The following is a 12,758-nucleotide window of genomic DNA, read 5'->3' on the forward strand; positions in this document are numbered from 1 at the left end:
AACCGCGTATGATCGCCATTCGTCGAGCGTTTTCCATTCTTGCCGCCGCGTGCGGCAGCTTTGCAGGAGAGTCATGCATGTCGTCCGTACCCGCTGTTGCCGAGTATGCGGCTTTTGCCGCTTCGATGGCCGATGCCGTAAGGCCGCTATCGCTGGGATGGTTCCGCCGGCGTCTGGCTGTCGACGACAAGGCCGACGAGAGCCCGGTCACGATTGCGGATCGCGAGGTCGAGACAGCGCTGCGCGCACAGATCGCGGCGCGCTATCCGTCGCACGGCATCTGGGGCGAAGAGTTCGGCAAGCGTGGCGTGGATGCGGAATTCGTCTGGTCGGTCGATCCCATTGACGGCACGCGCAGCTTCATCACGGGACACCCGCTGTGGGGCACGTTGCTCGCCTTGCTGCACCACGGCAAGCCGGTCGTCGGCCTGATCGACATTCCGGCAACGGGCGAGCGCTGGATCGGCGTGAACGATGCCGCCAGCGGCGTGTGCGAGGCCCGCTTCGACGGCGCCCTGTGCGCCACCAGCCCGGTCACGGTGCTGGCGGATGCGACCGTCTACGCGACGTCGCCCGACATCTTCGACGCGGCGGAGTACGCGCAATTCGAGCGATTGACGAAGGCCGTGAGCCGTCGTCGCTTCGGTGGCGATTGCTACGCCTACGGGCTGCTGGCGAGCGGGCACATCGAACTGGTCATGGAAGCCGGATTGCAGACCTACGACTACCTGGCCGTGGCGCCGGTGGTCGAGGCGGCGGGCGGTGTCATCACCGATTGGGAAGGCCAGCCGCTTACGCTCACCTCGCAGGGGCGCGTACTGGCGGCCGCGAACGCCGAGTTGCACGCCGCCGCGCTGGCGTGTATTCGCGCCAGCTGAGGTCGTCGCCGTTAGCAGCCGCCCCTTGTTTATCGTCCCGTAGTTATCGCCGGGTAGTTATCGCCTGGTAATTATCGCCCGATCGGCGTTGTTGGTGTTCGTGGCTGGCTGTCATGGCCCGTCATCGTCGGTGGCGGGTTACGTGATCGGGCGGAAGTCCTTGCCAGATGCGCGGCAGCAAGACCCCCAGCACGATGCCGCGCGTCGCGAGAAACGCCATGAGGGCGACCCACAAGCCGTGATTGCCCCAGGCGTCGAGCGTGAACGGCATCACCGCGCCAAAGACCAGCAGGCCGATCAACGAGGACGTCAGTAGCTCTCTGGTGCGCGTCGCGCCGATGAATACGCCGTCGAGCTGGAAGCACCACACCGCCACGAGTGGCGAGAGCACCGCCCAGGGCAGGAATTCGCGCGCGGTTGTGCGAAGTGCGGGTTGATCGGTCAGGACATCGATGATCGTGCCGCCAGCCACGGCGTAGACGAGGGCAAAGGCCACGGCGCAGCCCAGCGCCCAGCCCAGCGACAACCGGATCGCATGCAGCAGCGCCGCTCGCTGACGCGCACCGACATAGGCGCCCACGAGGGCTTCGGCCGCGTGGGCAAAGCCGTCCAGGCCGAACGCCATGAACGTCTGGAAGTTCAGCAGCAGCGCGTTGGCAGCGAGCGTGACGTCGCCAAGTCTTGCGCCCACACGAGCGAACCAGGCAAAGGCAAGTTGCAGAAACAGCGTACGCAGGAAGATATCGAGATTGAGCCGCAGCAAGCGCCACAGCGCATTGCGCTCGACCAGCGTGGCCAATCGCAGCGGCGGCAAGCCGGGCGTACGCGCGAGCCAAAGCAGCCATGCGCCCAGGGCAAAGCCAAGTGCGTCGGCCAGCGCGGTCGCCCCCGCAATGCCGACTACGCCCCAGCCGAAGCCGCGCACGAAGACCAGCACCGCCACGATGTTCACGAGATTGATGAATACCTGCACGGCAAGCCCTTGCCGCACGCGTTGGCACGCCAGCAGATAGCCGAGCACCACATAGTTGCCAAGCGCCAGTGGTGCGGCGAGCACGCGGATGCTCGCGTATTGACGTCCCAATGACTGGACTTGGGCGCTTCCCCCGAGCCACGACACGCCCAGCGAAACCAGCGGTTCGCGAAAGACCAGCAACACGGCGCCGATGACGAACGCCAGCGCCAGCGCGCGGGCGAGCGTGTCGCGAAGGCGCTCGGCATTGCCGGCGCCGAACGCCTGCGCGGCGAGGCCTGTCGTGCCCATGCGCAGGAACGAGAAGCCCCAGAAGAGCAGGTTCAGCAGCAGCGCGCCGAGCGCGACCCCGCCCAGGTAAGCGGGGCCTGGCAAGTGACCGGCCACGGCGGTATCGACGGCCGAGAGCAGGGGTTGCGTGAGATTGGCGAGCACGATCGGCACCGCCAGACGGAGTAGTTGCCGATGACCGACGGCCGCAGGGGCAGGGTTCATGAGTGAGCTGGGCGGCGACCGTTCCGGGCGGTCACCATTCGGGAAAGCGGAAAAGCCGGAGCGCGGGAAACCGGGTGTTCGGGAAGCCGTAAGCGGCGACAGGTTGCGAGTGCGCCGATTATAAGGTCTCGCGGCCGTTCGGCTACCTGCCACGACGATGCCGGTGCGTACGAGTCCCGAACGGTACAATGCCCGACGTTTCCGTCCGTCATGAAAGGCCGCACATGCCGTCCTCGTCCTCGATGTCCTTGATGTCCTTGATGTCCTCATCTTCCGCGTCGGTTTCGAGGCTCGCGTCCTTCGTCCGATTATCGCCCTTGCGGGTTGCCCGCCGTCGTCATGCGCTCGCTGCCGCCTTGTATCTGCTGAGCCTGCCGGTGCTCGCCGACGTGACGCTGCAACGTGGTCCGCCCCCGCCGCGGTTCGAGGATCACCACGCGGCGCCCCACGGACAATTCTGGGTGCCGGGCTACTGGCAGTGGAAAGACGGCCGCTACGACTGGGTCGACGGACACATGGAACCCAAGCGCCCGGGCATGCGCTACACGCCACCGCACTGGGAGCAGACGGGCCGTTACGAATGGACGTTGCGAGATGGCGCCTGGGCATCCACGGGCTGGGGGCCGGGCACGATTCATGAGATCCGTGCGCCCAAATGACACGGCGGCGAAGTGTTTCGGACGCCGGCTGATGCATCGGCCATCCGAGGTAGGTGTCCGCCGGAAATGCCGCTAAGGGCGGTGCGGCGGACGTCATCGGCGCTCGCCAATAAAAATGCCCGCACGAGGCGGGCAAAAATCACTACAGGGGAAGTCACGCGATATGAGTGGCGATCGACCGTAAGAGTTCCCAACGTTCTGCGACTGGCAGCGGGCCACGCGATGGACGTAAAATGGCGCTTTGTCGCTACAGCACCCCGCTTGTCGGACGTGGCGCACGACGCCGATGGACAACATCTGCGCGGGGTGGGATTTTCAGGTGTCGAATGTCGGTAAAGCCGGTCGTGCGGAGTCGCCTCCTGTTGGCTGCGTGCCTGAGTGTCGGGATGTCGGCAGGGGCGCACGCGCAGTCCTTGTTCTCGGATACCAATCCACCGTGTTTCACTGAACGCAACGCCGTGTCCTACGGGTTGTGGGAACGCGGTCTCGCGCCTCAGTATTTTGTACCGCCTCCACCACCGCCGTCACCGCCGGTGGTCACGGATCCCGACGCGGCCACGGATCCCATTGCCCTGTTCGCCGGAGACGACCCGGCGGCGGTCGCCGCCGCCGTCGCTCGTGACGCTGCCAGGCGGGCCGCGCAGTCCACGGCAAATGATGCGGTCGCTGCCGGGGACGCGGCGCCCGAGGCGTCGCAGACCGCATCGGACGCGCAAGCGTCCAGTGAGGCTTCGTCGCCAGTTGCCGGCAACACGAACACTACGACCACCGCGAACACTACGGATGCCATGGACCCCATGGCGAGCGCACCGTCGGCACAAGTGCCCGCGCCATTGCCACCATCGCCACCATCGCCGCCACTGCCGGCAGCCGACTTTGCGGTGGCGCCGGAGTTGAGTGCCGACGGCACAGCCATTTCCGCCGTCGATCTGGATGCTGCAGCATCGGCGGCATCGGCCGCGAGCAGCGAGCCGCCGCCGGCCCCGGACGTTGCGCCGCCCAATGCCTTCCTCGCGCGCGCCTCGTGTCTGCGCGGACTGCCGCGCCACGAGAGTCGCGCGGATCGCAACATCCGCATGTTGATGCGCGGAGGGCTCGTCGTGCAAGACGAGACGTTGCCGTTCATCGCCACGCGCAGCCGCACGCCCGGCGAGGGCGCCGTGGGACTTCAGGTGATCAACGAGCGGCCCTACCAGTTCAACGTCGGCATGAACAACAGCGGCATGACCACCTCGGGCAAGATGCAGGGCACTGCGAACCTGTTGATGAGCAACCCGCTCGGCATGTACGGCAAATTCAATACGACGCTGAGCCAGGATTTTCAGAATGCGCGTCGCGATGCGACGAACCGCGATCTGTCGGCCAATTACTCGGTGCCGATCGATGCCGACTGGACGGTCGGGATCACAGGCAGGAGCAACGCGGCGACGGACCAAATCGACGCGGGTACTACGCAGACGCAGACGTTGCAATGGCGTGTGCGTCGCGCGTTCGACTTTACGGCGAACGGTTCGACGGGTCTGGAATTGCGCTACAACCGCAGTCGCACGGAAGACCCGAACGCGCTGCACACCTACGACAGCTATGCCGAGGTGGGGCTGAGCCATACGCACTATATTGGAGCGTCGAAGCTCGATCTGTCGCTGATGCAGCGGCTGAACGCGCCGTGGATGCCTTCCTCGAGCGGCCTGCCGGGCTGGTCGTACCGCTTTCAGTCGATCGACGCGAAGCTCACCGTACCGTTCTGACGACATCCATGACGGTATCGAGCGATGCCGTTCGCACGGGCAAAAAAAACCCGCCGGGTCGGCGGGTGAGGAAGCAGGCCTTCCACGGGGAAGTGAAAGCCCGATCTCGCGAGGTGTTTGCGAGACCCGTGTAGTATCGTGACCCAAACGTCTGTTGGCTATGGGCCAAGTCCTAAAGTGCATGTCAGACGCTTTCCATTTCCGTTTCCTAACCTTTCCGACGTCCACAGGGCGATAGATGACCGAACCGAACGACACCGCACCGGCCAATGCCGCCCAGATCGCTGACATGCAGACGTTGCGCGCCGCGCTGCTCGCCCAGCACAAGGTGCTGATCGCCAACGATCGTCTGCAATACGAAGCCGTCTTCGGGCCGGTGCCGACCGGACGCTTCGTGCAGTTGCTCACCGAAGACGCCTGGTTTCGCTGGCTGGATCCGCTCTCGCGCCTGATCGTCGCCCTCGACGAGTGGCTGGAGCAGACGCCGCCGCAGGCGGACGCCGGTATCGCACTGGCCGACGAAGCCGCCAAGCTGTTTCGTCGCACCGATGTCGAGTTCGGCGAGCGTTATCGCCTGGCGTTACAGCAAGCCCCGGATGCGGTGCTCGGGCAAGGCCAGGTCATGACGGCGCTGCGCGGCGCGCCGCAATCGCCGCCCGAGGCCTCCGGGAAATCCGATGCGCCGGTTGCGAAGGAGCCCGATGCGTCGGCAAACGACGGCAATGGCGCGTGAGCAGGGAGGGGGCAGACCGTCAAGCCGAAAATTTGTTCCGCGGCTGATCATTTTTTGAGCAAGGCTCTTGACAGCGTGTGTTCGCGGGGCGTTCGGGAAGGTGAGGGCAGGTTATCCAGTGGGTTATCCACACAGGGTGTGGACAACTTTTGTGGGTACTGCCCGGTCGGCGCGTTGTCGGCACGTCATCGGCCGAGGCAAGCGCTCGCCGGGTTCACCGCGGAGAGCGCAGAACGAGGTGCGAGCGACGTGGCGCGGCGACGCGAGGCGATGATGGCGAAGCGGCCTGGCTCTGTAGGAATCCTTCACGTTGGCCCTATCTCGATGCAGTAGCCGCTGCCACAATGGCGCTTTGCGTGCTGTCGGACGCGGGCGCTATCGCTCGTCTGCCCGGCATCCGCCTGCTGCGACTCATCGACATGACCACCACCCCCATAGTGCTGTTGGTGCTGCTTTCGGCCCTGATGCACGCCACCTGGAATGCCTTTCTCCACGCCAGTCCCGATCGCGTCTGGCAAGTCGGCATGATGGCGGTGCCGCAAGGGCTCGCCGCCGTGGCCGGCATCGTGTGGCTGCCCCTGCCACCGGTACAGGTCTGGCCGCTCATCCTCATCTCCGCCGGCGCACAGGTCGCGTATACGGCGGCGCTTATCCGCGCCTATCGCGTCGGGGAGTTCGGGCAGATCTATCCCATTGCACGCGGCATTTCCCCGTTGCTGATCTCGGGCGCGGCGTTGCTTCTGGCGGGCGAGTGGCCGACGGCGATGGCGGCGTTGGGCATCGTGGGGATCTGCGCCGGCATTCTGACGCTCGCGTTGCGCGGGCGGCGCTTCTCGGGCGATAGCGTGCCTGCCGCATTGCTCACGGGCGTGTTCATTGCGGCGTATACGATTGTCGACGGCTTCGGTGTGCGATTGTCGAATGGCAACGGCTTCGGCTACCTCGCATGGGCCTACCTCTTCGCGAGTGTGCCGCTGGTGGGTGCCGTGGCGACATTGCGGGGCGGATGGCGCGGCATGTTCCTCGCCCCGCGCCGCCGCGTGGCCGAAGCGCTGGGGGCGGGCATTGTCGCGCAATGCGCCTATGGCATGGTGGTGTTTGCGCTGCAATATCTGCCGATGGGCGTCGTGTCGGCGCTGCGCGAGTCGAGCGCCATCATCGCGGTGCTGCTGGGCTGGCTGTTCATGCGGGAAAAACTCAATGCCCGCCGTCTCGTGGCGTGCGGCCTCGTCGTCGGCGGGGCGGTACTCATCAAGCTGGGCGCTTAGGTGCGCGCTACGTTGCGCTCAGCCGCGCGGCCAGAGTTCGGCGCGATGCGCCGTGATCGCGGCCACGACGATTTCGCGCATCCCATGGCCGTCCGTGGATTCGAGATGTTCGAGAATCGTCATGCGCATGCGCGGTGCCCAGAAGCGTCGCAGGTGGCCTGCAATGTTGTCGAGCGCCTCGCTGCGGTCGGGCATCGTCTCGAAGAAGTCCCCGATCTGATTGGCCATCTTGACCAGATTGTCGGTGTCCATGATCTGTTGTGTCCCCTGAAATCGTTCTCTGTACGTTGACTGCCGTAGGTTGCGTGGCCAATCTCGCGTCCGCCGCACCGTCTGATGGCAATCGACGGCGAGGCTCGCCGGCGTCCCCGGCGATGGACGCGGATTGTCCGTCGCAGCGCGCCGCCTCGAAGGTTCTCGATGAGGCGGTGCGCGTTGCTTGCTCTCTTTTCCTACCGACTTAGCTCGCGTTGGCCTCGGTGGCACCACGAGCGTGTTCGAGGAAGGCCTCCTGTTGGCGATTGAAGTCCGAGTACTGACGCTGCCATTCCGAGGGCTGGGCCACCGGCGTGACCTGTACCGCCGTCACCTTGTACTCGGGGCAGTTGGTCGCCCAGTCGGAGTTGTCCGTGGTGATGACGTTGGCGCCCGACTCCGGGAAGTGGAACGTCGTGTACACCACGCCGGGTTGCATGCGATCGCTCACGACGGCACGCAGCACGGTCTCGCCCGCACGACTCTGAATGCCGACCCAGTCGCCGTCCTTCACGCCGCGCTCTTCGGCATCGTGCGGATGGATCTCGAGCCGATCCTCGTCATGCCAGTGGACGTTGTCCGTGCGGCGCGTCTGCGCACCGACGTTGTACTGCGACAGAATCCGCCCGGTGGTCAGGATGAGCGGGAAGCGGCGCGTGACCTTTTCGTCCGTCGGCACGTACTGCGTGATGAGGAACTTGCCCTTGCCGCGCACGAATTCGTCGATGTGCATGACGGGCGTGCCGTCCGGTGCGGCCTCGTTGCACGGCCATTGCACGCTGCCCATCCGGTCGAGTTTCTCGTAGCTCACCCCCGTGAACGTCGGCGTGAGGCGTGCGATCTCGTCCATGATTTCCGACGGGTGCGAGTAGTTCATCTCGTAGCCCAGTCGCTTGGCCAGTTGGATCGTGACTTCCCAGTCGGCATAACCGGCGCGCGGCGGCATCACCTGACGCACGCGCGAGATACGACGCTCGGCGTTGGTGAACGTGCCGTCTTTCTCCAGGAATGACGACCCCGGCAGCAGCACGTGTGCATACTTCGCCGTTTCGTTCAGGAAGATGTCCTGCACGACGATGCACTCCATCTGTTCGAGCGCGTGGGTCACGTGCTGCGTGTTCGGGTCGGACTGCACGATGTCCTCCCCCTGGCAGTACAGGCCCATGAAGGTGCCTGCGATCGCCGCGTCGAACATGTTTGGAATACGCAGGCCCGGCTCGGACTGGATCTCGACGCCCCATTCGGCTTCGAACAGCGCACGCGCGCTCGAATCCGACACGTGACGATAGCCCGGCAGCTCGTGCGGGAACGCGCCCATGTCGCACGAACCTTGCACGTTGTTCTGGCCGCGCAGCGGGTTCACGCCCACGCCTTCACGGCCGATGTTGCCGGTGGCCATCGCGAGGTTGGCGATACCGATCACGGTCGTGGAGCCTTGCGCATGCTCGGTCACGCCCAGACCGTAGTAGATCGCTGCGTTGCCGCCCTTGGCATACAGACGCGCGGCACCGCGCACGAGATGCGCCGGCACGCCGGTGTGCACTTCGGTCGCTTCGGGCGAGTTCTCGGCACGGGCGGTGAAGTCGCGCCACTGCTGGAACGCGCGGTCCTCGCAGCGCTCGGCGATGAACGCGTCGGCCATCAGGCCTTCGGTCACGATGACGTGCGCGAGCGCGTTGATCATCGCCACGTTCGAGCCCGGACGCAGTTGCAGGTGATAGTCAGCCTTGATGTGCGGGCTGTTGACCAGGTCGATGCGGCGCGGGTCGATCACGATCAGCTTGGCGCCTTCGCGCAGTCGCCGCTTCATGCGCGAGCCGAACACCGGGTGGCCGTCGGTCGGGTTCGCGCCCATCACGAGAATCACGTCGGAGTGCTCAACCGACTTGAACGTCTGCGTGCCGGCCGATTCGCCGAGCGTCGCCTTCAGGCCGTAGCCGGTCGGCGAGTGGCACACGCGCGCGCAGGTGTCGACGTTGTTGTTGCCGAACGCGGCGCGCACGAGCTTCTGGACCAGATAGTCTTCTTCGTTCGTGCAGCGTGAAGACACCAGACCGCCGATCGAGTCGCGCCCGTATTTGGCCTGAATGCGCTTGAACTCTGACGCCGCGTAGTCGAGCGCCTCGTCCCACGACACGTCCTGCCATGGATCGGTGATCTTCTTGCGAATCTTGGGCGTGAGAATGCGGTCCTTGTGCGTGGCGTAGCCCCAGGCAAAGCGGCCCTTCACGCAGGCGTGGCCTTCGTTGGCCTGACCGTCCTTGTGCGGCACCATGCGCACGACTTCGTTACCCTTCATCTCCGCCTTGAACGAGCAACCCACGCCGCAATAGGCGCAGGTGGTGATCTTGGCGTGTTCGGCCTGGCCGAGATGGATGACCGACTTTTCCTGCAGCGTCGCCGTCGGGCAGGCCGCCACGCAGGCGCCGCACGACACGCACTCGGAGTCCATGAACGACTGGTCCTGCCCGGCCGAGACGCGCGCCTCGAAGCCGCGGCCCGAGATCGTCAGCGCGAACGTGCCCTGCGTTTCCTCGCAGGCACGCACGCAGCGGTTGCAGACGATGCATTTCGAGGCGTCGTAGGTGAAGTAGGGGTTCGACTCGTCTTTCTGGCTGTCGAAGTGATTGTCGCCGTCGAAGCCGTAACGCACTTCGCGCAGGCCCGTCACGCCGGCCATGTCCTGCAGTTCGCAGTCGCCATTGGCCGCGCAGGTCAGGCAGTCGAGCGGGTGATCGGAGATGTACAGCTCCATCACGCCCTTGCGCAGCTCCTGGAGCTTCGGCGATTGCGTGCGCACCTTCATGCCGGGTTCGACGGGCGTGGTGCATGACGCGGGGTAGCCGCGACGGCCTTCGATCTCGACGAGACACAGACGGCACGAGCCGAACGGCTCGAGCGAGTCGGTGGCGCACAGCTTGGGCACGTTCACGCCGCCTTCCGAGGCCGCGCGCATGATCGACGTGCCGGCGGGCACGGTGACCAGTTCGCCGTCGATCTCCAGCGTGACTTCCTGCGTCGATTCACGGCGCGGGGTGCCGTAATCCTTCTCAAACATCGGGTCCATCATGGTGGGCGATCTCCTAGGCGGCCTTGGTCGGCAGATTCGACGGTTCGGCCGCGCCGAAGTCTTCGGGGAAATGGTTCAGCGCAGACAGCACGGGGTAGGGCGTCATGCCGCCCATCGCGCACAGCGAGCCGGCGAGCATGGTGTCGCACAAATCGCGCAGCAGCTTGATCTGTTTGGGACGGTCGCGTCCGTCGATGATCTTGTCCATCACTTCGACGCCGCGCGTCGATCCGATGCGACACGGCGTGCACTTGCCGCACGACTCGATGGTGCAGAACTCCATCGCATAGCGCGCGAGCTTGGCCAGGTCGACCGTGTCGTCATGCGCCACGATGCCGCCGTGGCCGAGCACGGCCCACAGTGCGGCGAACGCTTCGTAGTCGAGCGGGGTGTCCCATTGCGATTCGGGTAGATAGGAACCGAGCGGGCCACCGACCTGCACCGCGCGCAGCGGGCGGCCGGTGATGGCGCCACCGCCGAACTCGTACAGGATGTCGCGCAGCGTCACGCCGAAAGCCTTCTCGATGAGGCCGCCGTACTTGATGTTGCCCGCGAGCTGGATGGGCAGCGTGCCGCGCGAGCGACCCATGCCGAAATTTTTGTAGAACTCGGCACCGCGATCCATGATGATCGGCACCGAGGCCAACGAGATCACATTGTTGATGACCGTGGGCAAGCCGAAGAGACCCTCGATGGCGGGCAGCGGCGGCTTCGCGCGTACGACGCCGCGCTTGCCTTCGAGACTTTCCAGCAACGCGGTTTCCTCGCCGCAGACGTAAGCCCCGGCCGCCTTGCGCACTTCGAGATGGAAAGTCTTGCCGGTGCCGAGGATGTTCTCGCCCAGGTAACCCGCCTGACCGGCGTTGGCGATGGCTTCGTTGAGCACATCGATGGAATGCGGATACTCGCTGCGCACATAGATATAGCCGCGCGTGGCGCCCACGGCGATACCGGCAATCGTCATGCCCTCGACGAGCACGAGCGGATCGCCTTCCATGAGCATGCGGTCGGCGAACGTGCCCGAGTCGCCTTCGTCGGCATTGCAGACGATGTATTTCTGGGCGGCGGGCGTGTTGAGCACCGTCTTCCACTTGATGCCGGTCGGGAACGCCGCACCGCCGCGACCGCGCAGGCCCGACTCGGTGACTTGCGCGACGATCGCCGCGCCATCCAGCGCGAGCGCGTTGCGCAGGCCGCGAAAGCCGTCGTGCGCAACGTAGTCGTCAACGCACACGGGATCGGTGATGCCCACGCGGGCGAACGTCAACCGTTCCTGCTTCTTGAAATAGGGGATCTCTTCGGTCAGTCCGAGCGCGAGCGGATGATCGCCGCCGGCCGTGACGTTGGCATCGAACAGGCCCGGGACGTCGTCGACGTCGACCGGACCATAGGCGACACGCCCCGCGGGGGTCACGACTTCGAGTAATGGTTCGAGCCACAGCATGCCGCGCGTGCCGTTGCGTACCAGTTCGACGTCGATCCCGCGCTGGGCGGCTTGCGCCACGATGGCGTCGGCGACGTCGTCGGCACCGAGTGCGAGCGCAGCGGAGTCACGCGGCAGATAAAGCCTGACCTTGCCGGCGGCTGACTTGGCGGAAGTGGCGGATTGGCTCATGCGGCATCCTTGGCGCGGGCGACCAGGCGGTCGAATTTCTCGGGGGTGACGCGCGCGTGCAGCTTGTCGTCGATCATGATCGCGGGGGAAGTCGCGCACTGGCCCAGGCAATACACCGGTTCGAGCGCAACATCGCCGTGATGGCTGTGCATCGCGCAGCCCAGCGCGCGTTCGGCATGCGCGACGAGTGCGTCGGCGCCCATGCTCTGACACGCCTCGGCGCGACAGATCTGTACGACGTGGCGCGGCGGCGGGCTGGTGCGGAAGTGGTGGTAGAACGTGATCACGCCATGCACTTCGGCGCGAGACAGGTTGAGGGCGTTGGCGATGACGGGCACGGCGTCCGGGGGGACATAGCCGAAAGCGTCCTGAACGTCATGGAGGATCGGCAGAAGCGGGCCTTCCTGAGTTGCATGAGCGTCCAGAATCGCGTGCACCGTGGCGATGGAAAAAACCTCGCGCATGGCTGTTGTCTCCTGTTTGGCACCCCGGCGGGAACGGGGCACCTGAGGGTGTGAGTTATCTGTTCTTGTCTTGCCCTGGGGCGAGAGGCCCAATGGTCACATCCGACGACGCTGCTCGGGTCTAGCGATCAGCGCGGCGCCGGACGAGCGTGCGGCACATAGCCCCCACCATATGCCGCACGGGCTCGGCCTCTCGCCCGTGGCTTACTTCGTCAACCTTCTCTATATAGCGGTACTGCGATACATCGGCATGTGAAACACGATATATGATATACGGTATACGTGCAATAGTTTTGGCAGGGGTTAGGCAGGCTCGTTTACCCGAATCGGGCGCAGGAAATCGGAATACGAATCCGGGGCAATGGTCAGGCGCGATGCGGATGACGGGAATCCGCGGGACGCGACACGTTGGAGATGAGACGGGGCGGTTAGGCAGCTCGGCGAGCAGCGAGTAGCCGAGACGGCGAGAAGAGCGAGAAGAGCGAGAAGAGCGAGAAGGCGGGAAGGCGAGAAGAGCGATAGAAGCGCAGACGCTCAGGTGCGCAGAAGGCCGGGGCAAAAAAAAGCCAGTGACATTCCAATGTCACTGGCTTTTTAGCC

Annotated in this window: 10 protein-coding genes; 5 read left to right on the forward strand and 5 right to left on the reverse strand. The window is 65.2% G+C overall.

Annotated elements, in window-relative coordinates; all coding sequences use genetic code 11:
- Positions 1-77 precede the first annotated feature (77 nt).
- On the forward strand, positions 78-878 hold the full coding sequence (gene hisN / locus PEP31012_RS10785; protein WP_150589355.1) for a histidinol-phosphatase: 801 nt from the start codon (positions 78-80) through the stop codon (positions 876-878).
- 121 nt (positions 879-999) lie between these two features.
- Here the strand turns inward: hisN and PEP31012_RS10790 are convergent, their stop codons facing one another.
- Entirely contained in the window at positions 1,000-2,346 is a 1,347-nt protein-coding gene (locus PEP31012_RS10790; RefSeq protein ID WP_150589356.1) for an MATE family efflux transporter, read from the reverse strand.
- Positions 2,347-2,663: 317 nt separating this feature from the next.
- Here PEP31012_RS10790 and PEP31012_RS10795 point away from each other — a divergent pair, with 317 nt between their 5' ends.
- The 4 genes from PEP31012_RS10795 to PEP31012_RS10810 all read left to right on the forward strand — a co-directional run bounded on the left by PEP31012_RS10795 (position 2,664) and on the right by PEP31012_RS10810 (position 6,754).
- A complete protein-coding gene (locus PEP31012_RS10795) occupies positions 2,664-3,005 on the forward strand; it encodes a hypothetical protein (protein WP_246171242.1) in 342 nt (113 codons plus the stop codon).
- 533 nt (positions 3,006-3,538) lie between these two features.
- Positions 3,539-4,753 carry a ShlB/FhaC/HecB family hemolysin secretion/activation protein gene (locus PEP31012_RS10800; protein WP_150589358.1) on the forward strand — a complete coding sequence of 405 codons (1,215 nt, stop codon included), beginning with the start codon at positions 3,539-3,541 and terminating at the stop codon, positions 4,751-4,753.
- Between the two features lie 238 nt (positions 4,754-4,991).
- Entirely contained in the window at positions 4,992-5,486 is a 495-nt protein-coding gene (locus tag PEP31012_RS10805) for a hypothetical protein (RefSeq protein WP_150589359.1), read from the forward strand.
- Positions 5,487-5,905: 419 nt separating this feature from the next.
- The gene (locus PEP31012_RS10810) at positions 5,906-6,754 is read left to right on the forward strand and encodes an EamA family transporter (protein ID WP_150589664.1); all 849 of its coding nucleotides are present in this window, start codon (positions 5,906-5,908) and stop codon (positions 6,752-6,754) included.
- A gap of 18 nt (positions 6,755-6,772) precedes the next feature.
- Here PEP31012_RS10810 and PEP31012_RS10815 read toward each other — a convergent pair whose 3' ends face one another.
- The 4 genes from PEP31012_RS10815 to PEP31012_RS10830 all read right to left on the reverse strand — a co-directional run bounded on the left by PEP31012_RS10815 (position 6,773) and on the right by PEP31012_RS10830 (position 12,158).
- Complete coding sequence (locus PEP31012_RS10815; RefSeq protein WP_130025382.1) at positions 6,773-7,006, reverse strand: formate dehydrogenase subunit delta; 234 nt, start codon at positions 7,004-7,006, stop codon at positions 6,773-6,775.
- Positions 7,007-7,214: 208 nt separating this feature from the next.
- The gene (gene fdhF, locus PEP31012_RS10820) at positions 7,215-10,079 is read right to left on the reverse strand and encodes a formate dehydrogenase subunit alpha (RefSeq protein ID WP_150589360.1); all 2,865 of its coding nucleotides are present in this window, start codon (positions 10,077-10,079) and stop codon (positions 7,215-7,217) included.
- A gap of 13 nt (positions 10,080-10,092) precedes the next feature.
- Positions 10,093-11,694, reverse strand: a complete 1,602-nt coding sequence (locus PEP31012_RS10825; RefSeq protein WP_150589361.1) for a formate dehydrogenase beta subunit — start codon at positions 11,692-11,694, stop codon at positions 10,093-10,095.
- The gene (locus tag PEP31012_RS10830; RefSeq protein WP_150589362.1) at positions 11,691-12,158 is read right to left on the reverse strand and encodes a formate dehydrogenase subunit gamma; all 468 of its coding nucleotides are present in this window, start codon (positions 12,156-12,158) and stop codon (positions 11,691-11,693) included. The genes PEP31012_RS10825 and PEP31012_RS10830 overlap by 4 nt, the downstream gene beginning before the upstream one ends.
- Between the last annotated feature and the right edge of the window lie 600 nt (positions 12,159-12,758).

This window comes from Pandoraea eparura (assembly GCF_902459725.1).
Classification (GTDB): Bacteria; Pseudomonadota; Gammaproteobacteria; order Burkholderiales; family Burkholderiaceae; genus Pandoraea; species Pandoraea eparura.

Excerpts from the sequence above, each read along its gene's own strand:
- hisN (WP_150589355.1), top strand. The coding sequence starts at position 78 with ATGTCGTCCGTACCCGCTGTTGCCGAGTATGCGGCTTTTGCCGCTTCG.
- PEP31012_RS10790 (WP_150589356.1), bottom strand. The coding sequence starts at position 2,346 with ATGAACCCTGCCCCTGCGGCCGTCGGTCATCGGCAACTACTCCGTCTG.
- PEP31012_RS10805 (WP_150589359.1), top strand. The coding sequence starts at position 4,992 with ATGACCGAACCGAACGACACCGCACCGGCCAATGCCGCCCAGATCGCT.
- PEP31012_RS10810 (WP_150589664.1), top strand. The coding sequence starts at position 5,906 with ATGACCACCACCCCCATAGTGCTGTTGGTGCTGCTTTCGGCCCTGATG.
- PEP31012_RS10815 (WP_130025382.1), bottom strand. The coding sequence starts at position 7,006 with ATGGACACCGACAATCTGGTCAAGATGGCCAATCAGATCGGGGACTTC.
- fdhF (WP_150589360.1), bottom strand. The coding sequence starts at position 10,079 with ATGATGGACCCGATGTTTGAGAAGGATTACGGCACCCCGCGCCGTGAA.
- PEP31012_RS10825 (WP_150589361.1), bottom strand. The coding sequence starts at position 11,694 with ATGAGCCAATCCGCCACTTCCGCCAAGTCAGCCGCCGGCAAGGTCAGG.
- PEP31012_RS10830 (WP_150589362.1), bottom strand. The coding sequence starts at position 12,158 with ATGCGCGAGGTTTTTTCCATCGCCACGGTGCACGCGATTCTGGACGCT.